The organism is Rhizorhabdus dicambivorans (assembly GCF_002355275.1).
Lineage (GTDB): Bacteria > Pseudomonadota > Alphaproteobacteria > Sphingomonadales > Sphingomonadaceae > Rhizorhabdus > Rhizorhabdus dicambivorans.
In genome coordinates this window covers 2,396,195-2,421,902 of record NZ_CP023449.1, presented here as the reverse complement: position 1 = coordinate 2,421,902, position 25,708 = coordinate 2,396,195, and the positions used below count along the sequence as shown (strand labels likewise).

General features: G+C 66.0%; 30 protein-coding genes. 15 read left to right on the top strand and 15 right to left on the bottom strand.

From position 1 onward, the window contains the following. Positions 1-105: 105 nt before the first annotated feature. Entirely contained in the window at positions 106-882 is a 777-nt protein-coding gene (gene purC / locus CMV14_RS11510; protein ID WP_066959027.1) for a phosphoribosylaminoimidazolesuccinocarboxamide synthase, read from the bottom strand. Between the two features lie 214 nt (positions 883-1,096). Here purC and CMV14_RS11505 point away from each other — a divergent pair, with 214 nt between their 5' ends. The 9 genes from CMV14_RS11505 to CMV14_RS11465 all read left to right on the top strand — a co-directional run bounded on the left by CMV14_RS11505 (position 1,097) and on the right by CMV14_RS11465 (position 8,644). After that, positions 1,097-3,043, top strand: coding sequence for a potassium transporter Kup (locus tag CMV14_RS11505; RefSeq protein ID WP_066959320.1), 1,947 nt, complete (start codon positions 1,097-1,099; stop codon positions 3,041-3,043). A gap of 39 nt (positions 3,044-3,082) precedes the next feature. Continuing rightward, positions 3,083-3,502 carry a PaaI family thioesterase gene (locus CMV14_RS11500; RefSeq protein ID WP_238147268.1) on the top strand — a complete coding sequence of 140 codons (420 nt, stop codon included), beginning with the start codon at positions 3,083-3,085 and terminating at the stop codon, positions 3,500-3,502. 4 nt (positions 3,503-3,506) lie between these two features. Further along, positions 3,507-3,890: a PaaI family thioesterase gene (locus CMV14_RS11495; protein WP_066959025.1), complete on the top strand. Its 384-nt coding sequence runs from the start codon at positions 3,507-3,509 to the stop codon at positions 3,888-3,890. A 14-nt stretch (positions 3,891-3,904) separates the two neighbouring features. Further along, entirely contained in the window at positions 3,905-5,299 is a 1,395-nt protein-coding gene (locus CMV14_RS11490; RefSeq protein ID WP_066959024.1) for a leucyl aminopeptidase family protein, read from the top strand. A 126-nt stretch (positions 5,300-5,425) separates the two neighbouring features. Further along, complete coding sequence (locus CMV14_RS11485) at positions 5,426-5,755, top strand: MarR family transcriptional regulator (RefSeq protein ID WP_083215646.1); 330 nt, start codon at positions 5,426-5,428, stop codon at positions 5,753-5,755. Beyond that, positions 5,712-6,644, top strand: coding sequence for a C40 family peptidase (locus tag CMV14_RS11480; RefSeq protein WP_066959023.1), 933 nt, complete (start codon positions 5,712-5,714; stop codon positions 6,642-6,644). The genes CMV14_RS11485 and CMV14_RS11480 overlap by 44 nt, the downstream gene beginning before the upstream one ends. Beyond that, positions 6,641-7,582 (top strand): N-acetyl-gamma-glutamyl-phosphate reductase, encoded by a 942-nt coding sequence (gene argC / locus CMV14_RS11475; RefSeq protein ID WP_066959022.1) that lies wholly within the window; start codon positions 6,641-6,643, stop codon positions 7,580-7,582. Before CMV14_RS11480 ends, argC begins: the two co-directional genes overlap by 4 nt. 131 nt (positions 7,583-7,713) lie before the next feature. After that, positions 7,714-8,130, top strand: a complete 417-nt coding sequence (locus tag CMV14_RS11470; protein WP_066959021.1) for a hypothetical protein — start codon at positions 7,714-7,716, stop codon at positions 8,128-8,130. Between the two features lie 79 nt (positions 8,131-8,209). Beyond that, positions 8,210-8,644 carry a hypothetical protein gene (locus CMV14_RS11465; protein ID WP_066959020.1) on the top strand — a complete coding sequence of 145 codons (435 nt, stop codon included), beginning with the start codon at positions 8,210-8,212 and terminating at the stop codon, positions 8,642-8,644. Positions 8,645-8,653: 9 nt separating this feature from the next. On the opposite strand, the gene mltG is transcribed toward CMV14_RS11465, so the two are convergent. The 6 genes from mltG to CMV14_RS11435 form a co-directional block, all read right to left on the bottom strand. Then, positions 8,654-9,625 (bottom strand): endolytic transglycosylase MltG, encoded by a 972-nt coding sequence (gene mltG, locus CMV14_RS11460; RefSeq protein WP_066959019.1) that lies wholly within the window; start codon positions 9,623-9,625, stop codon positions 8,654-8,656. Positions 9,626-9,645: 20 nt separating this feature from the next. Continuing rightward, the gene (gene fabF, locus CMV14_RS11455) at positions 9,646-10,911 is read right to left on the bottom strand and encodes a beta-ketoacyl-ACP synthase II (RefSeq protein ID WP_066959318.1); all 1,266 of its coding nucleotides are present in this window, start codon (positions 10,909-10,911) and stop codon (positions 9,646-9,648) included. A gap of 131 nt (positions 10,912-11,042) precedes the next feature. Next, complete coding sequence (locus CMV14_RS11450) at positions 11,043-11,279, bottom strand: acyl carrier protein (RefSeq protein ID WP_011950940.1); 237 nt, start codon at positions 11,277-11,279, stop codon at positions 11,043-11,045. Between the two features lie 106 nt (positions 11,280-11,385). Then, positions 11,386-12,126 (bottom strand): 3-oxoacyl-[acyl-carrier-protein] reductase, encoded by a 741-nt coding sequence (fabG, locus tag CMV14_RS11445; RefSeq protein WP_066959018.1) that lies wholly within the window; start codon positions 12,124-12,126, stop codon positions 11,386-11,388. Between the two features lie 133 nt (positions 12,127-12,259). After that, positions 12,260-13,195 carry an ACP S-malonyltransferase gene (fabD, locus tag CMV14_RS11440; protein WP_066959017.1) on the bottom strand — a complete coding sequence of 312 codons (936 nt, stop codon included), beginning with the start codon at positions 13,193-13,195 and terminating at the stop codon, positions 12,260-12,262. Positions 13,196-13,252: 57 nt separating this feature from the next. Further along, a complete protein-coding gene (locus CMV14_RS11435; protein WP_238147267.1) occupies positions 13,253-13,951 on the bottom strand; it encodes a hypothetical protein in 699 nt (232 codons plus the stop codon). A 209-nt stretch (positions 13,952-14,160) separates the two neighbouring features. On the opposite strand from CMV14_RS11435, the gene rpsF reads away from it, so the two are divergent. From rpsF to rplI, 3 genes are read left to right on the top strand one after another with little or no spacing between them, the layout of a single operon-like run. Next, complete coding sequence (rpsF, locus tag CMV14_RS11430; protein ID WP_066959016.1) at positions 14,161-14,592, top strand: 30S ribosomal protein S6; 432 nt, start codon at positions 14,161-14,163, stop codon at positions 14,590-14,592. Positions 14,593-14,606: 14 nt separating this feature from the next. Next, a complete protein-coding gene (gene rpsR, locus CMV14_RS11425) occupies positions 14,607-14,831 on the top strand; it encodes a 30S ribosomal protein S18 (RefSeq protein ID WP_066959015.1) in 225 nt (74 codons plus the stop codon). An 18-nt stretch (positions 14,832-14,849) separates the two neighbouring features. After that, positions 14,850-15,458, top strand: a complete 609-nt coding sequence (gene rplI, locus CMV14_RS11420; RefSeq protein WP_066959014.1) for a 50S ribosomal protein L9 — start codon at positions 14,850-14,852, stop codon at positions 15,456-15,458. Between the two features lie 69 nt (positions 15,459-15,527). Here the strand turns inward: rplI and CMV14_RS11415 are convergent, their stop codons facing one another. From CMV14_RS11415 to CMV14_RS11405, 3 genes are all read right to left on the bottom strand, one after another. Beyond that, complete coding sequence (locus tag CMV14_RS11415) at positions 15,528-16,331, bottom strand: class I SAM-dependent methyltransferase (protein WP_066959013.1); 804 nt, start codon at positions 16,329-16,331, stop codon at positions 15,528-15,530. 170 nt (positions 16,332-16,501) lie between these two features. Continuing rightward, positions 16,502-16,645, bottom strand: coding sequence for a hypothetical protein (locus CMV14_RS27140; protein WP_238147266.1), 144 nt, complete (start codon positions 16,643-16,645; stop codon positions 16,502-16,504). Further along, entirely contained in the window at positions 16,642-17,082 is a 441-nt protein-coding gene (locus CMV14_RS11405; protein ID WP_066959012.1) for a globin domain-containing protein, read from the bottom strand. Before CMV14_RS11405 ends, CMV14_RS27140 begins: the two co-directional genes overlap by 4 nt. 102 nt (positions 17,083-17,184) lie before the next feature. Here CMV14_RS11405 and CMV14_RS11400 point away from each other — a divergent pair, with 102 nt between their 5' ends. Further along, complete coding sequence (locus tag CMV14_RS11400; protein WP_066959011.1) at positions 17,185-17,619, top strand: Rrf2 family transcriptional regulator; 435 nt, start codon at positions 17,185-17,187, stop codon at positions 17,617-17,619. Positions 17,620-17,639: 20 nt separating this feature from the next. Here CMV14_RS11400 and thiD read toward each other — a convergent pair whose 3' ends face one another. The 5 genes from thiD to CMV14_RS11375 all read right to left on the bottom strand — a co-directional run bounded on the left by thiD (position 17,640) and on the right by CMV14_RS11375 (position 24,452). Next, positions 17,640-18,434, bottom strand: coding sequence for a bifunctional hydroxymethylpyrimidine kinase/phosphomethylpyrimidine kinase (thiD, locus tag CMV14_RS11395; protein ID WP_066959010.1), 795 nt, complete (start codon positions 18,432-18,434; stop codon positions 17,640-17,642). 10 nt (positions 18,435-18,444) lie between these two features. Beyond that, positions 18,445-19,782, bottom strand: a complete 1,338-nt coding sequence (glmM, locus tag CMV14_RS11390) for a phosphoglucosamine mutase (RefSeq protein ID WP_066959009.1) — start codon at positions 19,780-19,782, stop codon at positions 18,445-18,447. Between the two features lie 197 nt (positions 19,783-19,979). Next, positions 19,980-21,266, bottom strand: coding sequence for an amidohydrolase family protein (locus tag CMV14_RS11385; RefSeq protein ID WP_066959008.1), 1,287 nt, complete (start codon positions 21,264-21,266; stop codon positions 19,980-19,982). Beyond that, positions 21,263-22,684: an amidohydrolase gene (locus CMV14_RS11380; protein ID WP_066959007.1), complete on the bottom strand. Its 1,422-nt coding sequence runs from the start codon at positions 22,682-22,684 to the stop codon at positions 21,263-21,265. The genes CMV14_RS11385 and CMV14_RS11380 overlap by 4 nt, the downstream gene beginning before the upstream one ends. Continuing rightward, complete coding sequence (locus tag CMV14_RS11375; protein WP_066959006.1) at positions 22,671-24,452, bottom strand: peptide MFS transporter; 1,782 nt, start codon at positions 24,450-24,452, stop codon at positions 22,671-22,673. Before CMV14_RS11375 ends, CMV14_RS11380 begins: the two co-directional genes overlap by 14 nt. Before the next feature lie 252 nt (positions 24,453-24,704). Here CMV14_RS11375 and CMV14_RS11370 point away from each other — a divergent pair, with 252 nt between their 5' ends. Then, entirely contained in the window at positions 24,705-25,286 is a 582-nt protein-coding gene (locus CMV14_RS11370; RefSeq protein WP_066959005.1) for a nitroreductase family protein, read from the top strand. A gap of 42 nt (positions 25,287-25,328) precedes the next feature. Next, positions 25,329-25,676: a GntR family transcriptional regulator gene (locus CMV14_RS11365; RefSeq protein ID WP_066959004.1), complete on the top strand. Its 348-nt coding sequence runs from the start codon at positions 25,329-25,331 to the stop codon at positions 25,674-25,676. Positions 25,677-25,708 lie beyond the last annotated feature (32 nt).

Here is a 25,708-nt window from a genome sequence, read left to right as displayed (position 1 = left end):
AGCCGTTCGGTTGTAAATAACCGGTGCGACCAAATGCGGCAGGATTGCGGCGAAGCGGAAGGCGCTCAGACAGGCACTCAAGGGCCTTCCACTAAGCCATTGGAATCACTTGCCCCGATTCTTGCGGTGGCTTTCCAGATCGAGGATCATATTCTCCCCATCGGGCATCAGGCCGAGACGGCGGGCGATCTCCTGATAGGCCTCGACCTCGCCGCCCAGATCCTGCCGGAAGCGGTCCTTGTCCAGCTTCTCGTTCGTGGCGATGTCCCACAGCCGGCAGCCGTCCGGGCTGATCTCGTCGGCCAGGATCACCCGGCTATAGTCATTGTCCCAGAAACGGCCGAACTCCAGTTTGAAGTCGACCAGCCGGATGCCGATGCCTGCGAACAGACCGCACATGAAGTCGTTCACGCGGATCGCCATGTCGGCGATGTCGTGCATCTCCTCCTGGCTGGCCCAGCCGAAGCAGGCGATATGCTCGTCGGCGACCAGCGGATCGCCCAGCGCGTCGTCCTTGTAATAATATTCGATGATCGTGCGGGGCAGCTGGGTCCCCTCCTCGATCCCGAGGCGCTTGGTCAGCGAGCCGGCGGCGACGTTGCGCACCACCACCTCGATCGGAACGATCTCGACCTGGCGGATCAGCTGTTCACGCATGTTGAGCCGGCGGATGAAGTGGGTCGGCACGCCGATCATCCCGAGCAGGGTGAAGATATGCTCGGAAATACGGTTGTTGAGCACGCCCTTGCCGTTGATCGTGCCCTTCTTCTGGGCGTTGAACGCGGTGGCGTCATCCTTGAAATACTGGATCAGGGTGCCGGGCTCGGGGCCCTCGTACAGGATCTTGGCCTTGCCTTCGTAGATCTGGCGGCGGCGGGTCATGATCGGGCCTCCGGGGGCGCGGGAAACAGAGAAGCCCCGGAGACAACGTCGATTCGGACGCGCCACCGGGGCAGTTCGGACCCGCCTTTACCCCGATTGCGCCCGGTGCGCAAACACCCACACGCACAATGCCGTGCCACTGCGAGATTCCGCGTGCATTCCACCCGCGACAGGCCTAATGCGCGCCGGTTTCGCCGTTTCGAAAGCATCCCGAATGCGCAATGAGCTGGCTGACGCCGACGCTTCCAGACCCCGGAGCCGGCGTAGCAAGGACACGATGGCGGCGCTGACGCTCGGAGCGCTGGGCGTCGTCTTCGGGGATATCGGCACCAGCCCCATCTACGCCTTTCGCGAAGCGCTCGGGCAAGCCGCCGCCGACGGGATCGTGGCCGGAGAGATACTTGGCGTGCTCAGCCTCGCGCTCTGGGCACTGATCCTCGTCGTCACCTGCAAATATGTGCTGTTCCTGATGCGCGCCGACAATGGCGGCGAAGGCGGCGTGCTGGCGCTGATGGCGCTGGCGCAGCGATCGACCCGGCGACGCCACCGGCTGGTGCTGTTGCTCGGCGCGGCCGGCGCGGCACTGTTCTACGGCGACGGGGTGATAACCCCTGCCCTGTCGGTACTTTCGGCGGTCGAGGGCTTACGGACCATTCCCGGTCTGGAGCACTCGGTGTCGCAGGGCACGATATTGCTGATCACCTCCGGAATCCTGATCGGACTGTTCCTGATGCAGGCGCGGGGCACCGCGATCGTGGGCAAGCTGTTCGGGCCGATCTGCCTGCTCTGGTTCGTGACGATCGCCGGAATCGGATTGATCCACATCGCCGACGAGCCCGCGATCCTGGCCGCGCTGCTCCCCCATTATGGCGTCCTGTTCATGACCAACCACGGCCTGGCCGGCATGTTCGTGATCGGCGCGGTGTTCCTGACCGTCACGGGCGCCGAGGCGCTGACCGCCGACATGGGCCATTTCGGAGCGAAACCGATCCGGACAGGCTGGCTGGCGATCGTCTTCCCCGCGCTGGCGCTCAACTATCTCGGCCAGGGCGCCTTTGCGCTTCACCGGCTGGAGATCGCCGCCGCCCGCGGGCTGGAATTCACCAACCAGGACTGGTTCTTCCTGATGGCGCCCGGAGTCGCCCGCATCCCGCTGGTGCTGCTGGCGACCTGCGCCACCGTGATCGCCAGCCAGGCGGTCATCACCGGCGCCTATTCACTGACCCGCCAGGCGATCCAGCTCGGCCTGCTGCCCCGCCTCAAGATCCGCCAGACCTCCGAACATGCCGCCGGCCAGATCTATCTGCCGACGATTACCATGCTGCTGTTCGTCGGCGTCATGATCCTGGTGCTCGGCTTCGGCTCCTCCTCCGCGATGGCGGCCGCCTACGGCGTTTCGGTATCGGGCACGATGGTGGTGACGACGATGCTGGGCTTCCTCGTCGTTCGCCGCACCTGGGGCTGGGGCCTGCCGCTGACGCTGGCGGTGATCGCACCGCTGCTGCTGCTCGACCTGTTCTTCTTCGGCGCCAACATATTGCGCGTCTATGAGGGCGGCTGGGTGCCGCTGCTCATCGCGGTCGGCGTCGGCCTGCTGATCGCAACCTGGGTGCGCGGCCGGACCATGCTGCTCGCGATCGACCAGAGCCAGGCGATCGAGCTGGAGGAACTGGCCCGCATGCTCCGCGCCCGCCCGCCCGAGCGCGTGCCCGGCATGGCGATCTTCCTGTCGGCGGACCTGGAGGCGGCGCCCAGCGCGCTGCTCCACAATCTGAAGCACAACAAGATACTTCACGAACGCAACCTGGCGCTGACCATCAACACGATGAACACGCCCGCCGTCCCGGCCGCGCAGCGGCTCGACATGACGAACATCGACGAGAATTTCACCCGCGCGGTGCTCAACTACGGCTTCATGGAGAGCCCGGACATCCCGCGCGACCTGGCTTTCGCGCTGCGCCATGGCGACAACAAGCTGGAACCGATGCAGACCAGCTATTTCATCGGCCGGTCGACCCTCCGCCCCTCCAAGCATAGCGGCATGCCCTTCTGGCAGGACCTGTTGTTCATCTTCCTCCACCGCAACGCGTCGGACCCGACCGACTTCTTCCGGATTCCGCCCAATCGCGTGGTGGAACTGGGCTCGCAGATGACGATCTGAGGACTTGCGCCGGCCGCTCAACTTCTTATGCCGTTCGATGTGTCGGATCTAACCAACCCTGCGAACTTCTCACGGCTGATGTCGGGCCATATCAGCGAGATCGGCCTGCGCTATATCGCCCATGGCGATGACTGGGCCGAACTGGGGTTCGACTATAAGCCCGAGCTGGCGATCAACGCCGCAACCGGCGTGCTGGCATCCGGCCCGATCATCTCGCTGATCGACAGCGCCTGCGGCTTCTCGATCGGCGCCAGGATCAAGAAATTGCGGCCCATGGCCACACTCGACCTGCGGATCGATTATGTGCGCGCGGCCCCGCCCGGCAAGGCGATCATCGCGCGGGCCACCTGCTATCGGGTCGCGCGCAACGTCGCGTTCGTCCGCTGCGTCGCGCATGACGGTAACCCCGATGACCCGGTCGCCCATGCGCTGGCGACCTTCTTCTTCACGGGGGACTGAGCGCATGCCCTTCGACTTCCCCTACGCCGATGTGATCGGCGCCCGCCGCAACAACGCCACCGGCGAACCCATTCTGACCATCGGCTGGCGCCACGAGGTGGAGGGACGACCGGGTTTCGTCCATGGCGGGGTGATTGGCGGCTTGCTGGAAATGGCCTGTTACGAAGCTCTGGACCATGAGTTCGGGCGCGACGAGCAGAAACCCCGCCTCAAGCCGATCAACATCTCGATCGACTATCTGCGCGGCGGAGTGATGACCGACACCCACGCGGTCGCCCATATCGTGCGGATCGGCAAACGGGTCGCCAATGCCAGCGCGGTGTGCTGGCAGGACGACCGCTCCCGGCCGATCGCGACCGCGCGCATGCACATTTTGCTCGATCGATAGGGCCTGGAACGCCGATGACCGATTTCGCCAGCCTGCTTGTCCCCGATCGCGGCGAAGCCGCCCACGCGCTGGCGCCGATTGCCGCCGATGGCCTCGATTCCTGGCTGAAGGCACAACCGGCACAGGTACGGACCCTCGCGGCCGCCGCGCAGTTCAAGGCCAAGCCGGGCGAACTGCTGGTGTTGCCGGGCCGCAAGGACGGCGAATGGTCCGCCGTGTTCGGCGCCCCCAAGACAGCCGGGCCATGGGACCTCGCGGCGGTGGCGCAGAAGCTTCCCGCCGGAACCTACCGGATCGAGGCCGACGGCGAAGCCGCTACCGAAAACGCGCTGGGCTGGCTGCTCGCCCACCATCGCTTCGATCGCTATCTTTCCAAGCCCGATCCGATCCCGCAGCGCGTCCTGCTCAGCAAGGATGTGGCGGGGATTGCCGGGGCTGTGGCGCTGGCCGAGGCGGTAGCGCTGGTCCGCGATCTGGTCGACACCCCGGCCGCCGATCTCGGCCCCGCCGAACTCGCCGCCGCGGTCGAGACCGTCGCCAAAGCCCATGGCGCGGCGTTCCGCGTGACCAAGGGCGACGCGCTCGATCAGGGCTATCCGATGATCGCCGCCGTGGGCCGCGCCGCAGTGCGCGACCGCGCGCCTCGCCTGATCGAACTGGAGTGGGGCGATCCGAAGCATCCGCGGATCGCGATCGTCGGCAAGGGGGTCTGCTTCGATTCGGGTGGGCTGGACATCAAGCCGTCCTCAGCCATGCTGCTGATGAAGAAGGACATGGGCGGCGCGGCCCATGCCCTAGCGCTGGCCGGCCTCGTCATGGGCGCCCGATTGCCGGTCCGGCTTCACCTGCTGATCCCGGCGGTCGAGAATGCGGTGGCGGGCGACGCGTTCCGCCCCGGCGACATCCTCCAGAGCCGCAAGGGACTGTCGGTGGAGATCGGCAATACCGATGCCGAGGGGCGGCTGGTCCTGGGCGACGCACTGACCCGCGCGGGCGAGGAGAAGCCGGTGCTGATGCTGGACTTCGCCACACTGACCGGCGCAGCGCGGGTGGCACTGGGCCCCGATCTGCCCGCGCTGTTCGCCAATGACGATTCGCTCGCCGCCGAATTGCTGGCGGCGGCGCAGGCGGTGGCCGACCCGCTCTGGCGGATGCCGCTGTGGGGCGACTATGCCGACATGCTCAAATCGACCGCAGCGGATATCAACAATGCCGGCGAAGGCGGAATGGCCGGCGCGGTGACCGCCGCGCTGTTCCTACAGCGCTTCGTCCCGGACGCTACGGCCTGGGCGCATATCGACACTTTCGCATGGCGCCCGGCCGCGAAGCCCGGTCGACCCAAAGGGGGCGACGCCCTTGGCATGCGCGCCGCCTTCGCCATGCTGAAGGCCCGATTCGTTACGGCCTGAGGCCGGATGCCGGATTCTGGCGACGAAATCCCGCACATCACATCGCCCGGCGAAACAAAAGCAGCACCTCGGCGTTGAGGCGTGGGGAATGAGCAACCCCGGACTTTTTTTGTGAGGGTGCGTGCAATGGCCGAAAATCAGCTTTCCTCCTGGATGCGGGCGCTGGTCTCCTATGTTCGGTCGGGCCAACCGGACTTGACGAACCGGCAGATGGCGCTGCTGCTGATCAGCTACATCACCCCAGGGCCTCATACGGTGCGCGGCTTGGCTCAACAGCTCGGCGTGTCGAAGCCGGTGATAACGCGCGCCTTGAATACCTTGGGCTCGCTCGGCTATCTGCGCCGCGAACGCGACGATAATGACCGTCGCAACATCTTTGTCGCCAAGACCGAAAAAGGGGCCGCCTTCCTCGATGCCTTCGGAAAGTCCATCGATCTCGAGAAGGTTCGCGGCTGACGGCACCGCGGGCGGCCGGGGGCCTGCGACCGCCTTTCATCTGGATGGACCGACCCGCAGGCTCGATCCACGGGTCAATGCCTTTCGCCCCGACATTGCCGATGTAGCCCTGGCCGGCGCATTGTTCGCGCCCCATTATGCGACCCCGATGGCGCTGATGGCGGCGTCGGCGACGATGATGCGCAAAGCTGCCGGCGCCGATGCCGAAGCGGTGTCCCAATTGCTGCCGGGGGAAGGCTTCGCGGCGCTTGACGTAGCCGGCGGCTGGGCCTGGGGCTTCTCGCTCCACGATCATTATGTCGGCTATGTGCCGGCGGCCCTTCTTGGCGCCCCCTCAGAGCGCAGCCACAAAGTAAGCGTCCGCGAGGCGCTGGTCTTCGCCGGCCCCTCGATCAAGACGCCGGCGATCGCCACCCTGCCCTTCGGCGCGCGCGTCGCTGGCACATTGAGCGGCACCTTTCTCGATACCGGCGCGGGGTTCATCCATCGCCGCCATGTCGCACCGCTCGACGCGCTGTCCGGAGATCCGGTCACCGTCGCCGAAAGCTTCCTGGGCATGCCCTATCTATGGGGCGGGCGCGGTGCGGACGGGATCGATTGCTCGGGCCTCGTCCAGGCGGCGCTCGGCGCCTGTGGCATATCCGCCCCGCGCGATACCGACATGCAGCGGGAGATGCTGGGCACGGCATTGCCCGAGGAGGCCCGGCTCCGACGTGGCGACATCGTCAATTTTCCCGGCCATGTCGGGCTGATGGTGGATGAGAACAACCTCCTCCATGCCAACGCGCATTGGATGGGTGTTGTGATCGAACCCCTGGCCGATGTGGTCGCCCGCCTCGAACATAGTCATGACCGGCCGATCCTGAGCCGGCGGAGAATGGAAGCATGACCGCGAAGGTCTTCATTGACGGTGCCGCGGGCACCACGGGCCTCGAAATCCACGATCGGCTCGCGGGCCGGAACGATATCGAGCTGATCGCCATTCCGGAGGGTCGGCGGAAGGATCCCGCCGCGCGCGCGGAGGCCCTCAACGCCGCCGACGCGGTGGTCCTGTGCCTGCCCGACGACGCCGCGCGCGAAGCCGTGGCGTTGATCGAGAATCCCCGTGTCCGGATCGTCGACGCCTCAACCGCACACCGCACCGCCGGCGACTGGCTCTACGGCTTTGCCGAACTGGAGCCCGGGCAACGCGAAGCACTGGGCACGGCGACCCGCATCTCGAACCCGGGCTGCTATCCTAGCGGCTTCCTGGCGCTGGTCCGGCCGCTGGTACGCGATGGCCTGCTCCCCGCCGATACGCCGCTCTCGGTCAACGCGGTCTCGGGATATTCCGGCGGCGGCAAGTCGATGATCGCGATGTTCGAGGATCCCGCGTCCCCGGAAGCGACCGACACGGCCTTCCGCGCCTATGCGCTCGACCTCGGCCACAAACATGTTCCCGAGATGCAGAAGCGCGCGGGCCTTAGCCATCCGCCGATCTTCTGTCCTTCGGTCGCGCGCACCTATCGCGGCATGCTGGTCGAGGTGCCGCTGCATCTCCACCTGCTCCCCGGCCGGCCGGACGGCGAGGCGATACGCAGCGTTCTCGCGGCGGCCTATGAGGGCAGCCGGGTCGTTCGGGTCCACCGCGACAACCCGCCGGTGCTGACGATCGAGGCTGCCGCCGGCACCGACCGGCTGGACCTCTATGTCTATGCGGACGAGAAGGCCGGGCAGGCCCGGCTGATCGCAACCCTCGACAATCTCGGCAAGGGCGCCGCCGGCGCGGCTGTCCAGAACCTCAACATCGCGCTCGGCCTGCCCGAAACCAGCGGCCTGAAACTGTAGACGTTGATCGGGACGGGCCATTCGGCTTGGCCCGATCAAGGCCTCGACCACCCGAATAGGCCCCGCAGCATTGTAATCCTGTCCCATTGGGCGCATTCTCCCCTGCGCTGGGCGATAGGGGGAGGATCGCTGTGGTTCCGACGTGGTATTGGATCGTTTCCGGCATCCTCTTGATCTGGAACGCGATCGGCTGCTTCGCCTGTTTCAGCCAGATGACCGCGAGCCCCGAAAAGCTTGCCGGGCTGCCGGAGGGCCAGCGCGACGCCTGGCTGGCGATGCCGGTCACCGCCAAGGCCGCCTATGTCGTGGCGGTGGGCGCGGGCCTGCTCGGGGCGGTCGCGCTGCTCTGTCGCTGTGCCGCGGCCGGGCCGCTGTTCATCGCATCGCTGGTCGGCGTCATCGTCCAGTTCGGCTGGTTCTTCGTCGTCTACAAGGGTGCCAGCCGCTTTGGCGTCGCGTCGCTGGCCTTTCCCGGCTTCGTCGCGCTCGTGGCGATTGCCCAGATCGGCTTCGCGTGCTGGGCCAAGACGCAAGGATTGCTGGGATGAGTCGAGCGGCGATGCAGGATCGCCGCCCGCGCATGCGTCTTCACACCAATCTCCATTTCACAACCGGGGGAAAGTGACCATGAACGACAGCCTGAGCGTACCGAAATGGTTCTATGTTGCCGGTGTCCTGCTGCTGCTGTGGGGGGCGATCGGCATCTACTTCTTCTACACCCAGATACACATGAGCTACGACGAGATGGTCGCGGCGATGGGCAAGCCGGCGGCCGAAAGCTTCCGGATGATGCCGGCGTGGCAATGGTGGACCTACGGCATAGCGGTGTGGACGGCGACGCTGGGTTCGGCGGCACTGCTCGCGCGGCGCGACTGGGCACGGCCGCTCTACCTGGTCTCGCTGATCGCCGTGGTCATCCAATATGGCTACAGCTTCGCTGTGCTCCAGATTCAGGACCTGCTCGGCTGGAGCGGTGCCATCTTCCCGGCGGTGATCATCATCATCGATGCGCTGGAGCTGTGGCTGGCACAGTCGGCGAAGCGGAAGGGCTGGCTGCGCTAACGCCGGCGACTACATTTCCCCGCGCGATCTGCGGATCGCGTAGAAGCGCTGGACGTTGGCATTATGCTCGGCCAGCGTGTTGGCGAAGACGTGGCCGCCCTTGCCATCGGCGACGAAGTAGAGCGCCGGGCTCTTGGCTGGATCGAGCACCGCCTCGATAGCCGCTTTGCTGGGATTGGCGATCGGTCCATCGGGTAGGCCCGCTGAAGCATAGGTGTTGTAGCCGTTGACCGCGTTGAGTTCGGACCGGCGGATGCGGCGGCCGAGCGGCTTACCCTGGGTAATCGGGTAGATCACGGTCGGGTCCGCCTGGAGCTTCATCCCCTGACGGACGCGGTTGGAATAGACGGCCGCGACCATCGGCCGCTCGCTCGCCTTCGCGGTTTCCTTCTCGACGATCGAGGCCAGGATCAGCGCGTCGCGCTTGCTGGTGACGACGGTCGTCGGCTTGCGGGCCGCCCAGGCCTCGTCGAGCGCGGTTCGCATCGCCGCCTGCATGCGCGCGAGGACGGCGGCGCGCGGTTCGCCGGCCTCGAAGCTGTAGCTGTCCGGCAGCACCGAGCCCTCGGCCGGAACCGGAATCGACCCGGTCAGCCCCTGCTCGGCCATCAACCGCTCGTGGACCAGGATCGACGGCATCCCCTCCGGGATCGTCACCAGATGCTGGATCGCCTGGCCGTGCTGAAGGATATCCAGGATTTCCGATCCGCTGGCGCGGGCCGGTATCTCAAACTCACCCGCGCGGATCGGCTCGTCGGGGCCGAAGCGCCGGGCGAAGCGCAGGAAGTTGGTGGTCGATCGGATCGCCCCCGCCTTCTCCAGAGCGCGCGCCGCAGACGCAAGGGTGTCCCCCTTCCTGATCTGGACGCTGATCTGCTCGTCGAGCGGCCCCTCCGCCCACCAGTCGCGCGAAATCCAGGCCGCCGCGCCGCCGCCGATCATCGCGAGCAGCAGCAGCAGCGCGATGATGCGGCGGATCATCGAAGGCCTCCTACGCCGCCTCAATCCTCAAGCTTGCGCATGATCAGGCTGGCGTTCGTACCGCCGAAGCCGAAGCTGTTGTTGAGCACCGCCTTGACCTGACGCTTCTTCGCCTTGAGCGGCACGAGGTCGAAATCCTCCAGCCCGTCGCTCGGATTTTCGAGGTTGAGCGTCGGCGGCACGATCTGGTCACGCATCGCAAGGATGCAGAAGATCGATTCGACCGCGCCCGCACCACCCAGCAGATGGCCGATCGCCGACTTGGTCGAGCTCATCGACACCGTCTTGAGCGCATCGCCGAACAGCCGGCGGACTGCGCCTGCCTCCAGCTCGTCACCGAGCGGGGTCGAGGTGCCGTGCGCGTTGATATAGTCGATGTCGGACGGCTGCAGCCCCGACTTCTTCAGCGCCATCGCCATCGAGCGATAGGCGCCCGAGCCTTCCGGATGCGGCGCCGTCACATGATAGGCGTCGCCCGACAGGCCATAGCCGATCACCTCGGCGTAGATCTTGGCGCCGCGCGCCTTGGCATGCTCATATTCCTCGAGCACGACGATGCCCGCGCCCTCCCCCATGACGAAGCCGTCGCGAGCCTTGTCATAAGGCCTCGAGGCCTTTTCGGGCTGGTCGTTGAAATCGGTCGACAGCGCACGCGCCTGGGCGAAGCCGGCAATGCCGAGCGGGCAAATCGCGCCCTCGGCGCCGCCCGCCAGCATGACATCGGCATCGTCCATCGCGATCATCCGCGCGGCATCGCCAATCGCATGGGCGCCGGTCGAGCAGGCTGTGACGACCGCATGGTTCGGCCCGCGCAGGCCATATTTGATCGAGACCTGGCCCGAGATCAGGTTGATCAGCCGGCCATGGACGAAGTGCGGCGAAACGCGCTTCGGCCCCTTGGTTTCGCAGACGATCGATTCGCTGGCGATGCCGGGCAGGCCGCCGATGCCTGAACCGATCGACAGGCCGGCACGATAGCTCTCCTCTTCGCTCATCTCGGTCAGGCCGGCATCCTCAAGCGCCTGGCCGGCGGCATCGATGCCGTAGATGATGAAGGGATCGACCTGGCGCTGGACCTTGTGGTCCACCCGCTTGTTCGGATCGAAGCCATAGGGATGATCGGCGGGCTTCACCTCGCAGGCGATCTTGCAGACCTGGTCGGTCGTGTCGAAGCGTGTGATCGGGCCTGCGCCCGACTTGCCGGCGATGAGGTTCGCCCACGCCGTCTCGACGTCGGCGCCCAGCGGCGTGACAAGACCCAATCCGGTTACGACCACGCGACGCATGGCATTCTCCATATTATCTCGAACGGCAAAGCGGCTCCCCGTCCCATCGGAAAGTCCGGGGTCGGGGAGCCGCTCAAAAGCCTCGGCTCGGTCACCTGCCCCGGTCGATCAACGGCCGGCGGGTGGAACGATCAGCCCTTGTGGCTCTCGATATAGCTGATGGCGTCCTTGACGGTCGCGATCTTCTCAGCCGCGTCGTCGGGAATCTCGACGCCGAATTCCTCTTCGAAGGCCATCACCAGCTCGACGATGTCGAGGCTGTCCGCGCCCAGATCGTCGATGAAGCTGGCTTCCTCGGTGACCTTCTCGGCCTCGACGCCCAGATGCTCGACAACGATCTTCTTAACGCGCTCAGCGGTCTCGCTCATATTCTGAACCTTCCTTAGCTCTTCTTTCGCCTGCCCTAACGGGGGCTGTGTTTGCTTGCAAGCATGGTTTGATGAAGGAACGGCGACGCAATACATCGCCATTCCGTCAGATCATCGCCATGCCACCATTCACGTGCAACGTCTGGCCGGTGACATAGGATGCCTCGGGGCTGGCCAGATAGACGACGGCGGCGGCGATGTCGCTGCCCTCGCCCAGCTTGCCGGCGGGAATCTTGCCCAGCAGCGCATCCTTCTGCGCGTCGGGCAGCACGTCGGTCATCGCCGACGAGATGAAACCGGGCGCGACGCAGTTCACCGTGATGTTGCGGCTCGCCAGCTCCTGCGCCAGCGCCTTCGACATGCCGACCAGGCCGGCCTTGGACGCCGCATAATTGGCCTGGCCCGGATTGCCGGTGGTGCCGACGATCGAGGTGATGGTGATGACCCGGCCGAACCGCGCCTTCATCATTGGCTTGGTCGCAGCGCGGATCAGCCGGAAGGCGGCTTCGAGGTTGACCGAGATCACCTGATCCCAATCCTCGTCCTTCATCCGCATGATCAGGCCGTCGCGGGTGACGCCGGCATTGTTGACGAGGATGTCGAGCTTGCCGCCCAGAGCCTCGACCGCCGCCGGGATCAGCCCTTCGACCGCCGCGCTGTCACCGAGATTGCAGGGCACGATCACCGTATCGCCGCCGATCTCGGCCGCGACCGCCTTCAGCGCATCCTCACGCGTGCCTGAGAGCGCGACCTTCGCGCCCTGCGCGACCAGCGCCCTGGCGATCGCCGAGCCGATGCCCCCCGAAGCGCCCGTAACCAGCGCGGTCATGCCTGAAAGATCGAACATGCTTGCCGTCCCTTCCCTCCCCGTCATTCCCGCGAAAGCGGGAATCCACGGTCACGATTCCCTATTGGATCAAACGCCCCGCCGTCCATGGATTCCCGCTTTCGCGGGAATGACGAACGGATGGAGCGACGAATTACAGCGAAGCCGCCAGCGCCTCGATGTCGGCCATGGTCACCACGCTGGTCGCCGACGCCTGATCGGTGATGTCCTTGACCATCGGGCCGACCACCTTGCCACCGAACTCCACGAACTGCTCGACGCCGGCACCTGCCATTGCCGCAACGCTCTCGCGCCAGCGCACCGTGCCGGTCACCTGCTCGACCAGCAACTTCACAATCTCGTCGGGCGAGGAAACCGGCGCCGCCAGCACATTGGCATAGACCGGCACCAGCGGCGCCTGCACCGCCGTCTTGCCCAGCGCCTCGGCCATGGCGTCGGCGGCGGGCTGCATCAGCGAACAGTGGAACGGCGCCGAGACGGGCAGCAGCATCGCGCGGCGCGCACCCTTGCCCTTGGCGATCTCGATTGCCCGCTCGACCGCGCCCTTATGGCCGGAGACGACGACCTGACGATTGCTGTTGTCATTGGCGGCCTGGCAGACCTCACCCTGGGCGGCCTCGTCCGCGACCGCTCTGGCGCCCTCGAAATCGAGGCCGAGGAACACCGCCATCGCACCGACGCCGACCGGCACCGCCGCCTGCATCGATTGGCCGCGCAGTTTGAGCAGCCTTGCGGTAGTCGCGAGGTCGATCGCCTCGGCGGCGCACAGCGCGCTATATTCGCCCAGGCTATGGCCAGCGACGAAGGCCGCCTTGTCGGCCAGGCTGATCCCGCCTTCCTTCTGCAGCACCCGGAAGGTGGCGATAGCGTTCGCCATGATCGCGGGTTGGGCATTCTCGGTCAGGGTCAGTTCGTCGGCCGGCCCTTCGACCATCAGGCGGAAGAGATGCTGGCCCAGCGCGTCGTCGACCTCCTGGAACACTTCACGTGCTACCGTGCTGGCATCGGCGAGTGCCTGGCCCATGCCGACGGCCTGGCTGCCCTGCCCCGGAAAGATGAATGCGCGCATCGAAGCTTCTCCCAACTTGGGGTGCGCCAGTAGGAAAGCATCAGCCGCTAGGCAAGCCTATCTGTTCAGCCGACCAAAGGGCAGCGATTGCCGGGCGAGCTTCCCGGCGCGCTTGGCCTCCCCCGACTTCAGCGCCGCCAGCACCGCGATCACGCTGCTCTGCATCTGGCGATCGAGCAGTTCAGGTGCAGGCGCGGTGCTGGCAAACTGGGCCAGCGAGCGACCGCGCGCATCGTCGGGGTCGATCGCCAGCCGCAGCAGCGCGGCGAGGCCGGCATAGAAGGCGCGCTTGCCGCCAAGTGCCACCGCCCGGTCCATCTGCGCCAAGCCGATCGGCTTCTTCGCGCCGATCGCCATACCGGCGACCATGCCGCCCAGGTCGACCACGGCATCCAGATGCCAGGTGCCGACCGCCCCAGCAGCTTCGGCATCGCGCGGATCGGCCGCGGCCAGCTCCTCGAACTGGGCGCGGGCGGCCAGCGCATCGCGGCGGCTGTGCTTCAGCTTGGCCCTATAGCCTATGGCCATCGCCCGCAGCAGCCGCGCCTCGCGGTTGGCAGGATCGCGAACAAGCTGGGCGGCGGCGATGTTTTCCGCGTCCGCCAGCTGGGCCAGCGCCACCGGCTTGTCCCGCGTCCGAAACGCCGCTTCCGCGATGATCTGACGCGGCGACGCCGCTGTAGCCGGTGCGGACATAGCCAGCGCGACGGCGATCGGCAGCCCCAGGGCCGCGCGGATCGGGTTCATCCTGAACATGTTTCGGGCATCCTGCGCTCAACCCGGCATCCGCGCCACTGTTCCCTTGCTTTCGTCGCCGGTTTCCGCCATAGGCCGCGCCAGCCGGGGTGGGAGCCTGTCTCTCCGCCCCGCTTGCTTTTGGACCAATAGCCGAAAGCCGAAGAAAGCCGGAGGGGCGTCGTGATGGGCACGGCGTCAGCGATCGGCAAGAAAAGGAAGACGCGAACATGGCTCTTTACGAGCATGTGTTTCTCGCGCGTCAGGATCTGGCCCAGGCTCAGGTCGACGCGCTGGCGGAAGCCGCCACCAAGATCGTCGAGGACAATCAGGGCAAGGTCGTTAAGACCGAGACCTGGGGCCTGCGCAGCCTCGCCTATCGCATCGCGAAGAATCGCAAGGCGCATTATGTGATGCTTCACATCGATGGCCCCGCGGGCGTCGTCGCCGAGCTGGAGCGCCAGACCGCGATCAACGAAGACGTGATCCGCTACATGACGATCCGTGTTGACGAGCACGAACAGGGCCCGTCCGCGATGATGCGTCGCAGCGACCGCGACCGTGATGGTCGTGGCGGCCGTGGTGATCGCGGCGACCGTGGCGATCGGGGTGACCGCGGCGATCGTCCGCGTCGCGAAGACCGCGAATTCGCGGCCTCGTAAGGGAGACATAGAAGATGGCACGCGCATTTTTCCGTCGCCGCAAGAGCTGCCCCTTCTCCGCGAAGGACGCTCCCCGGATCGATTTCAAGGACGTCCGTCTGCTCCAGGGCTTCGTGTCCGAGCGTGGCAAGATCGTCCCGAGCCGCATCACTGCGGTGTCCGCCAAGAAGCAGCGCGAACTCGCCCAGGCGATCAAGCGCGCCCGTCACATCGGGCTGCTTCCCTACATCGTCAAGTAAGGAAGGGAGGACCACCACATGGACGTGATCCTGCTCGAACGCGTTGAGAAGCTTGGCCAGATCGGCGACGTCGTCACCGTCAAGGCCGGCTTTGCCCGCAACTATCTGCTGCCGCGCAAGAAGGCGCTGCGCGCCAACGAGGCCAACAAGAAGGTCTTCGAGGCGAACCGCGCCCAGATCGAGGCCGACAACGCCAACCGTCGCGGCCATGCCGAGACCGAGGCGAAGGCGCTCGACGACAAGTCGGTGACGCTGATCCGCCAGGCTTCGAACACCGGCCAGCTCTATGGCTCGGTTTCGGCCCGCGACATCGTCGAGGCGCTCGCCGAGGACGGCATCAAGGTCGCCAAGTCGGGGGTCGTGCTCGGCCGCCCGATCAAGACGATCGGCCTGCACGAGGTGAAGATCTCGCTGCATGCGGAAGTCGCCCGCACCCTGCGGGTCAATGTCGCCCGCTCGCCCGAAGAGGCCGAACTGCAGTCGCAGGGCGTCGACGTCATGGCGTCGATGTTCGAACGCGACGAGGCCGGCTTCACCGAGGCCTATGATCCCAACGCCGAACCCGGCGAGATCAGCGCGGAACTACTCGAGCAGCCTGCGGACGCCGAGGGCGACGCCGAAGCCTGATCGCTTTGACCGCGCACGACAAAAAGCCGCCCGGAGCGATCCGGGCGGCTTTTTTGTCTGGCCTGTCGCTTACGACTTCAACCGCGCTTTCAACTCGGCATTCTCGGCGCGCAGCCGGTCGATAAGCTGGTGCGCCTCCTCCAGCATCGAATGGCTGCCGGTCGCGCTCTCGGTGATCGATCCGAACAACCCCTCGGATGAGGGCGTCAGCAGATAGGCCGCCCGTCCTTCGGTAAGCCCGGTCTCCGGCCCCGCCGGCAGAGTCCGCTCGAAATCGAAGCCAGCGACGCGCAGCATCGCCTCGAGACAGGCGAAGTTCGGTGCCCACCAGTTGGTCGGGTCGTTATGGAACTCGTCCTTCTCATAGAATATCGCGGCCGGCGGCCAGGCGCCCAGCGTCTGATTATAGACCGTCTCCAGCATCACCGTGCCGGCCGCCTTGGAACGCACCCGCTTGAGCGCTTCCAGCATGTCGTGGACGTGATAGAGCACGCCCGCGAAGATGATGAAATCGAACTTCGGCAGCGCCATGAATGCGTCGGAGAACAGGCCGACCTGGCGAAATTCGATCTCCGGATAGGGACGCACGGCGTTGAAATGCCGCATGCCCGTGGTCACCTGCTCATCGACCGCCAGCACGGAACGCGCGCCGCGCTGCAGGGCGGCAACGCTGAACCCACCGTCCGCGCAACCGATATCGAGCACGGTCTTGCCCGTCAGGTCGGCGGGGAAGCGCCAATGCTCGAGCTCGAACTCCATGACCTCCCGGCTCTTATGGCCGGCCGTCCACAGTCCGGGCATCGCCTCGAAACTGTGAAACCAATTGCCCTTCACGGGCGCGAGAATGCGAAGCTGCTGCTCTTCGGGCGTCATGGGATCGAGCTCTCCTGAACGAACCGACCGCATGAAGCGGCCGCGCTCGCCTGTCAAATCAAGCCCGGCGCCATCCTATCCTATCGCCCCCTTCAGGGCAGGCGGACCAGCCAGCCTTCGCGACCGTCGAAGCACGGGGGCCGCGCCTCGATCTTCGCCCCCGGCATGCGCTACATCACCTCGATCCGCGCCGACTCGCGCCAGATGTTGCGCGTGTAACCGGGAAAATCGCCCATCTCATGCCAGGCCTGGCCTTGCTCCGCCGCCAGTTCGATCGCCAGCAGGTCGAGATCGAAGCTCTCGCGGAGCATCATGCCGCGACCCCGGCATATTTCTCGGCCTCACGCCCAATCAGGATGTCGGCGAGGAACCAATAGGCCTCTCCCCAGGCGTCGAGCGTCTTCTGGTCTACCGCATCGCCCAGCACGTCCTTGATCGCCGGCAGCAGCGCCGCGGCAACCGCCGGATAATGTTCGGGCTTCACCCCGGTCTCGACATGCCGCTGGGCCATCCGCTCGACGGCCTGGGTGAGCGCGCCGAGATTATCGACGTTCTTCGCATAGGCCAGGATCGCCGCCGCGAGCCGCTTCGGCTGCTCGCCCGATTCCTGCGCGGCCATGTCGAACAGTGCCTTGATCGAGGGGTCGACGAACAGCCGCTCATACATGCGCTGGGTGATGGCGAGGCCATGCTGCTGGAGCGCCGGTGCGGTCGACTTCACGATGGCGATGATATCAGGAGAAAGCGTCATGGTTCTGCATGTCCCTCTTAAAGATGCATATGAGATGCATCTATATCGAGTCATTAAAAGATGCAAATTGAATATATCTTTAAAATCGCGTAGCTTGCCGGCATGCGCCTGTCCCGCCACACCGATTATGCGTTGCGCGTGCTGATCCATCTCGCCGCCCGCCCGGATCGCCTGACCTCGATCGCGGAGATTGCGCGCGCCTATTCGATTTCGGAAAATCACCTGATGAAGGTGGTCAACATGCTGGGCCGTGAAGGCTTTGTCCGTACGGTGCGCGGGCGGGGCGGCGGGATCGGACTTGCCCTGGCGCCGGCGGCGATCATCATCGGCCAGGTGGTGCGCGCGTCGGAGAACGACCTGCAACTCGCCGATTGCGGGGAGTGCGTCGTCGCTCCGGCCTGTGGCCTGACCGGTGTGCTGCGCGAGGCGCTCGACGCCTTCCTGGCGGTGCTCGACCGCTACAGCCTCGCCGACATCAGCTTCAACCGTGAACGGCTGGCAGCGCTGCTCGGGCTGGAACCTGTCCCACAGGCTTGAGCCTGCACGGCGGAACCGGTTCAGTCGATCGCCCGGTGCCCCATGGGGCCGTGGCCCTGCCCCAATCCCGGCGCCGCCAGCAACGCGGCCCGCACGAAATCCCGCGCACGGCTGATCGCATCGGGAAGCGGCAAGCCCTGCGCCAGCCCGGTGGCAATGCCGCTCGCCAGCGTGCAGCCGGTGCCGTGATCGTGGATGGTGTCGATCCGGTCGGCCAGCCAGCGCCGGGGCTCCCCGCCCTCGGCGAACAGCAAGTCGGTGAGCTGGCCCGCGACCACGCCCGTGCCGGTCGCGAGGATCGGGCCGCTACCCTGCCCGATCAGCTTCGCCGCGGCTGCGGCTATACCCTCCTCGCCCGACAGCTTCGTGCCGGCCAGAGCGCCCAGTTCATCGAGATTGGGCGTCGACACCGCGGCCCGCCGCATCAGCCGGCCGAACGCCGCGATCGTCGCCTCGTCCGCCAGCCGGCTGCCGCTGGTCGCGATCATCACCGGATCGAACACCAGCGGGATGCCCGCCAGATCGGGCGCATCGAGCCGATCGGCCACCGCATCGACGATCGCGGCCGACCCGATCATCCCGATCTTGACCGCGTCGACACCGATGTCGTCCGCCACCGCGTCGATCTGGGCGATCACCATATCGGCCGGGACGGCATGGACTGCCGTCACGCCCAGCGTGTTCTGCGCGGTCAGCGCGGTGATGGCGGTCATCGCGTGCCCGCCCAGCAGCGTGACCGTCTTTATATCCGCCTGGATGCCGGCGCCGCCGCCCGAATCCGAGCCGGCGATGATCAGGACACGGGCTATCGGCATGTGGGAAGCGTCAGGCGGCCTTGCGGACGGCGTCGCAGATCTGATCGACCATCGTTTCGACCAGCTTCCTGTCCTCGCCCTCAGCCATCACCCGGATCAGCGGTTCGGTGCCCGACTTGCGGATGACGAGGCGGCCGGTGCCGTCCAGCTTCGCCTCGGCATCGGCGATCGCAGCGATCACCTTGTCGTCCTTCAGCGGCTCGCCGCCCGCGAAGCGGACATTCTTGAGCAGCTGGGGAAGCGGATCGAACTGGTGGAGCAATTCACTCGCCGGCTTTCCGCTCTGGACGAGCTGGGCCAGAACCTGCAGCGCCGCGATCAGGCCGTCACCTGTGGTGGCGTGGTCGGACATGACGATATGGCCCGATTGCTCGCCGCCGATATTGAAGCCCTCGGCGCGCATCGCCTCGACCACATAGCGGTCGCCGACCTTGGTGCGGTGGAGCATGAGCCCCTTACCGCCCAGGAAACGCTCCAGCCCCAGGTTCGACATCACGGTCGCGACGACACCGCCCCCGCGCAGTTCGCCCCGCGCATGGGCCCCCGCCGCGATCAGCGCCATCAGCTGATCGCCGTCGACGACCCGCCCTTCATTGTCGACGATGATCAGCCGGTCGGCGTCGCCATCGAGAGCGATGCCGATATCGGCGCGGGTTTCACGCACCTTGGCTTCGAGCGCAGTCGTGTCGGTCGATCCGCAACGCTCGTTGATGTTGAGGCCGTTGGGGTTGACCCCGATCGAGATGACGTCGGCGCCCAGTTCCCACAATGCCAGAGGCGCCACTTCATAGGCGGCGCCGTTCGCGCAATCGACCACCACACGCAGGCCGTCGAGGCGGAGATGCTCCGGAAAGCTGGACTTGACCGCGTGGACATAACGGCCGCGCGCGTCTTCCACCCGGCGGGCCCGGCCGATATCGCCCGAGGGGGCAAGCTTCACCGGCTTGTCGAGCCGCGCCTCGATCGCCGCTTCGTCATCGTCGGACAGCTTGTAGCCGTCCGGCCCGAACAGCTTGATGCCATTGTCCGCGAAGAGATTGTGGCTGGCCGATATCATCACGCCCAGATCGGCGCGCATCGCCCGGGTGAGCATCGCCACCGCCGGGGTCGGCATCGGCCCGAACAGCACCACATCCATGCCGACGCTGGTGAAGCCGGCGACGAGCGCCGATTCCATCATATAGCCCGACAGACGGGTATCCTTGCCAATCACCACGCGGTGCCGATGGTCTCCGCGCAGAAAATGCGCACCCGCCGCCTGCCCCACCTTCATCGCGATCTCGGCGGTCATCGGGCTCTCGTTGGTACGCCCCCTGATGCCGTCGGTGCCGAAATATTTACGCGCCATGCAAGCGGTTCCCCAACCCGGTTTTCGACCCGCTAGATGCGCCGAATTTCTAAGCGGCTCAAGCCTTGACGTCGATCCCAACCACCGTCACCCCTGCGAAGGCAGGGGCCCATGTCTCTCATCTGCCAGATGCCACCTGAGAAGGAGACAGACATGGATTCCTGCCTTCGCAGGAATGACGGCTACCCGCTTAGCCCCTACCGCTCATAGGCCTTGGGCAGGTTCTTCTCGACCGGATCGAGATAGCGGTCGCGCAGCCGGGTCTGGCGGCTCGTCATCGGCTGGGCGATGCCATCGATGAAGATCGCGGTCGGCGCCGAGGCGAGTTCGAGCGGGTCGCCGTCCCAGATCACCACATCGGCGCGACGGCCGGAGCGGAGCGAGCCTATCTCGCGATCCATCCCGATCGCGGCAGCCGGCTTCGAGGTGATCGACGCCAGCGCCTGCCCCCAGTCGAGGCCCTGCGCGCCGGGCAGCTTCGTCAGCGCGACGAGGTTGCCGGCATATTGGGTGAGGTAGGACTCATAGGGCCCTTCCGAGATGTCGGCGTTCGAGACCGCGACGGTGACGCCGGCGCGGGTCAGCCGGCCGACATTGGACTGGGTCGCCGCCATCGTCTCGAACTTCTCGGGCAGGTCCAGCAGGCCCGCCGCAATCACCGGCACCCTGGCCGCGGCGATCTGGTCGGCGATCATCCAGCCTTCGGTGGCGCCGACCAGCACCAGACGGATCGCCGGATATTGCGCCTTGAGCGCCAGCACCGCGCGGATATCGGCGGCCCGCTCGACATGAACCAGCAGCGGCATCGCACCGCGTACCACCGGCCCCAGCGCCTCGGCGTCCTGACGGGTGATCAGCGCATCCTTGTGCGCGAAATCGGCGGAAGCAGGATTGGCCGCAGCGGCAAGCGCCGTTTTGAGCAGCACATAGGCCGCCGGACGGCTGCCGCCGCCCGCGCTGGCCCCATCCTCCCCCAGCTCGACATATTGGAAGGCCCGCGCCTTGGTCACCGGATCGACGTCGGCACCAAGATCGATCACCGCCCCCTGCCCGCCGAACATGGTGTTGCCTGCCGCCGGAATAACGAAGGCACGCGTAATGCCCGAGGAGCGCTCGGTGGCGACACGCTGGCCGGTGGGATTGATCGCGGTCGAGACATCGATCGCCGCCGAGAAGGGAGACTTGCTCGCGGTCGTATCGTTGACCTCGTCCATGCCATAGCCTTCCATCAGGCCCAGCGTGCTGACGCCGGCGACGATGCCCGGCGATACCCATTTGCCGGTGGCGTCGATCACCCGTGCCCCGGCGGGCACCGCGACCCCGGCCCCGGCCGAGACGATCCGGCCATTGGCGATGACGACGGTGCCGCCGCCGATCGGCTGCGATCCGTCGCCGATCGCGACGGTGCCGCCGGTGATGGCGATGGTTTCGGCCGAGAGCGGCGCGGCGATGAGGGAAGCCGCGGTGAGGAGGAGGCGCTTCATTTCACATCTCCCTCGCCCGGCTGGCCCAGTTCGAAATCGCTCACCGGACGCAGACGCGGATTATTCGCATCATAAAGCATCGCACCATCGACCCAGACCTTCTCGGGCCGGGTGTAGACGCTGAACGGATTGCCGTTCCACAGCACCACATCGCCCATCTTGCCGGGCTTGAGGCTGCCGGTGCGGTCCGCCACGCCCAGCGCGCGGGCCGGATTGATCGCCAGCCAGGTCCACGCCTGTTCATCGGAGATATCGATCCCCGCCCGACGCCCCGAAGCGAGCGCCTTGGCCACCTCCTGGTTCAGCCGCTGGATGCCGTTCTGATCGTCCGAATGGATCATCGCGCAGGCGCCGGCCCGCTGGAGGATCGCCAGATTCTCCGGAATGCCGTCATAGCTTTCCATCTTGAAGCCGTACCAGTCGGCCCAGACCACCGCGCAGCTGCCGTTGGCCTTGAGCAGATCGGCAATCTTGTAGGCCTCGACCGCGTGATGGAAGGCGGTGACGTGGTAGCCGAACTCCTTGGCCATATCGAGGACGATGCCCATCTCGTCGGCGCGGTAGCAATGGTTGTGGACGAGAATCTCGCCGTTGAGCACGCCCATCAGCGTGTCCATCGCGACGTCGCGGGAGGGGATGTCGCCTCCCTTCTCCTCATATTTGTCCCATTTCCGCTTATATTCGATCGCCTTCATCCAGGTCTGGCGGTCGACCGCGATATTGCCCATGCGGGTCGAAGGCTCGCGGTTCTTGGCGCCATAGACGCGCTTGGGATTCTCGCCGCACGCCATCTTCAGGCCGTAGGGCGCGCCGGGGAACTTCATCCCCTGCACGGTGCGCGCATAGACATTCTTGAGCGTGACCGAGCGGCCGCCGAACAGGTTCGCCGAACCCGGCAATATCTGCAGCGTGGTGACGCCGCCATTGGCGAGCGCGCGGCTGAAGCCCGGATCCTGCGGCCAGACGCTGTGCTCGGCCCACACCTGCGCGGTGACGGGCGCGGTGGCTTCATTGCCGTCGGACAGCGCCTTGACCTGCGGCGAGGGATAGTCGCCGAGATGGCTGTGCACGTCGATGATGCCCGGGGTGACCCACTTGCCCTTGCCGTCGATGACGGTGGCCCCGGCAGGGACCGCCAGATCGGCCCCGCCGACCCCCACCACCTTGCCGTCGGCGATCAGCACCGTGCCATCGTCGATCCGCCCGCCCTCGCCATCATAGACGGTGGCATGGACGATCGCGGTCGGCACGCCCGGATAGGCGCGGTAGGTGGACGGGAAGGGATCATGGTTGAAGCCCTTGCCCTTGCCGGGCGGGGGGCTGTCCGACGAGGCCGATTTGGGCGCGGCACCGCCGGTGCAGGCCGACAGCGCCAGCGCCGTCGCCATGCAGAATTTCAGCTTGTTATTGAACACCATGCATCCACTTCTTGATGAGCGGCGAGACGATGAGGAGGACCACTCCGATGGCGATCGAGGCGATGCCGATCGTCTGGAAGACCCCGGCATAGGTGTCGAGGCTGACCTTGAGGTTGGTCACCTGCCCGCCGACCGTTTCGACGCTCGCGAACTGGGCGACGATGCCGGCGACATATTGGGCGCAGCTGATCGACAGGAACCACAGCCCCATCATCAGGCCCACCACCCGCGCGATCGACAGCTTGGTGATCATCGAGAGGCCCACCGGCGAGATGCACAGCTCTGCCATCGAATGGATCAGGTAGAGCAGCGCCAGCCACCACAAGGCGACCTTGAAGTCGGGCCCGGCATAGGCGGTTCCCCACACCAGCGCGAGGAAGCCCAGGCCGACGCCCGCCAGCGCGATCGCAAACTTGATCGGGATCGAAGGCTCCAGCCCCCGCCTTCCGAGCGCATTCCACATCATCGAGGTCAGCGGTGCCAGCACGACGATGAAGAAGGCGTTGAAGAACTGGGTCTGCCCCGCCGTCATCGACCAGCCGCCGACGATGGTGAGATCGGTGTTGCGATCCGCGAACAGCGTCAGCGAGGAACCGGCCTGTTCGAACAAGGTCCAGAAGGTGACGTTGAAGACGATCAGCACGATCGCCGCGACCATCATCTGAAATTCGACCTGGTTGCCCGCCTTCCAGGCCCAGATCGGTATACCGGTCACCGACAGCAGGAAGGTGAAGAACAGCACCTTGCCCATGATCGGCAGCGCCATCAGATAGCCGGCGAAGCCGCTGCCCTCGGCGGGCGGCACGGTGGCCATCAGGTTGGTGAACAGGAACCAGCCCAGCGGCACGGCCGCGAGGGCACCGATATAGATCAGCAGCGACCGGTCCTTGGTCTGGCCCGGAGGCGGATCGCCATAGCCTTCCAGCTTGTCGCCGGCGAACTGGATCAGCGCCCAGCTGATCATCATGCCGACCGCGGCAAGGCCGAAACCGGCCCACCAGCCCAGCGCGACCGCCAGAAAGGGGCAGAGGATCTGCGAGAACAGCGAGCCGAGGTTGATCCCCATGTAGAAGATGGTGAAACCCGCGTCGCGACGCCTGTCCCCCTGTTCGTAGAGCGACCCCACAATTGTCGAGATATTGGGCTTGAAGAAGCCGTTGCCGATCGTCAGCAGTGCCAGCGCCACCAGCATCAAGCCGGTGTAGAAGGGGCTGCGATCGGCATCGGAGCTGAAATTGCCCTTGGCGACGCTGCGCGCGACACTGCCGTCGGGCGCGACCAGATCGACCGAGCCATCCTCCTGGCCCTTGATCGCCAGCTTCCGCCCGCCATCGACGACATATTGCTGCTTGGCCTCGTCGATCACCACTTCGTAGCGGGCGCCGTCGACCATCGCATAGGGCTTGGCGGTAGGGCCGCCGAAGCACAGGGTGAAATAGGCGATCGACATCAGGATCGCGCCGAATTTCACCGATTTCTTGGAGCCGAGATAACGATCGGCGAGGATGCCGCCGAGCAGCGGCGTCAGGTAGACCAGCGCGGTGAAGCCGCCATAGAGGCCGTTGGTGGTCTGATCGCTGAACAGGAAATGCTGGGTCAGGTAGAGGGTGAGGAGCGCCCTCATCCCATAATAGCCGAAGCGTTCCATCGCCTCGGTGGAGAAGAGCCTGGCGAGTTGGCGCGGATGGCCGAACCAGGTGTCGCCGTCCGATCGGCTAAGGTGGCTCGATGCCGGCTCGGTGGTCGCGTCAGCGTCGGGATTGACCATGAGGTGCTTTCTATATCGTTGGCGGCGCGCGGCGCTCCCCCCTGGGCGCGGTGCGGCCTTCATGCCCGGACAGTAACAACGATTCGAGCGCTGTGAAGACGATATCGTTGCGCTTGTAACGAGATTGCCGATCGACCGCCGATCCGGGAAACGGAATTTCCCATTTTCTGGATTTCCCGCCCATGGGACCGTTCAAGACGGCATCTGCGCAAGCCGCTTTCCCCTGCAGCGATCAGGCATTACCAGCGAGCCATGTTCAACGACCGCTCCTCCCCTGCCGCCCTCCTCGCCACCCGCCGCTCGGGCAAGCCGCGCGACATGGTCGCGCCCGGCCCGGACGCGGCGCAGCTTCGCACCATATTGGAGGCGGCGATGCGGGTTCCCGACCATGGCAAGCTCGCACCCTGGCGGTTCGTGATCATCGAGGCGAACCGGCGCGCAGCCTTCGCCGACCTTCTGGTATCGGCCTATCGCGGCGACAAGCCTGACGCCGGCCGGCTGGAACTGGAGGCGATGGAGCAGTTCGCCCATCAAGCACCGGTGATGGTCGCGGTCCTCTCGACCCCCGCCCGGAACAGCAAGATCCCGCTCTGGGAGCAGGAGCTTTCAGCGGGCGCGGCCTGCATGAACCTGCTGGCCGCGACCCACGCCGCCGGTTTCGTCGGCGGGTGGCTGACCGGCTGGCCGGCCTACAGCCCGCAGGTGCTGGAATCGCTTGGCGGCGCGCCCAATGACAGGATCGCGGGCTTCATCTTCCTGGGCTCGCCATCGCGCGAACTGGAGGAGCGGCCTCGCCCGACCTATGAAGCTGTCGTTTCGACGTGGAAAGGCTGATTGCCATTGACGCGCCATGCTGTGTTAGCACAGTGTAACGCCATGAGCAGCCAGGACCGCCCCGTCTACCTCCGCCTTCGCGACATCATCGCGGAATCGATCCTTGACGGCGCCTATGGCGACGGGGACGCGCTCCCCTCGGTCCGGGTCTTCGCCGCACAGCATGGCGCCAACCCGTTGACGGCCGCCAAAGCCTATCAGGGGTTCCAGGACGAGGGCTTCGTCTCGGTGAAGCGCGGCGTCGGCATGTTCGTGGCGGAGGGCGCCACCGACCGGCTGCGCCGCGAGGCGCGCGACAGCTTCCTGCGTGACGAATGGCCGCGCGTGGTTCGCAGCATGCGCCGCCTGCAGATCGATCCCGCCGATCTGCTCGAGCGCGTCGAGGGCTGAGGCCCGACTTGCCCTTTCGTGTGCCGCGCTAT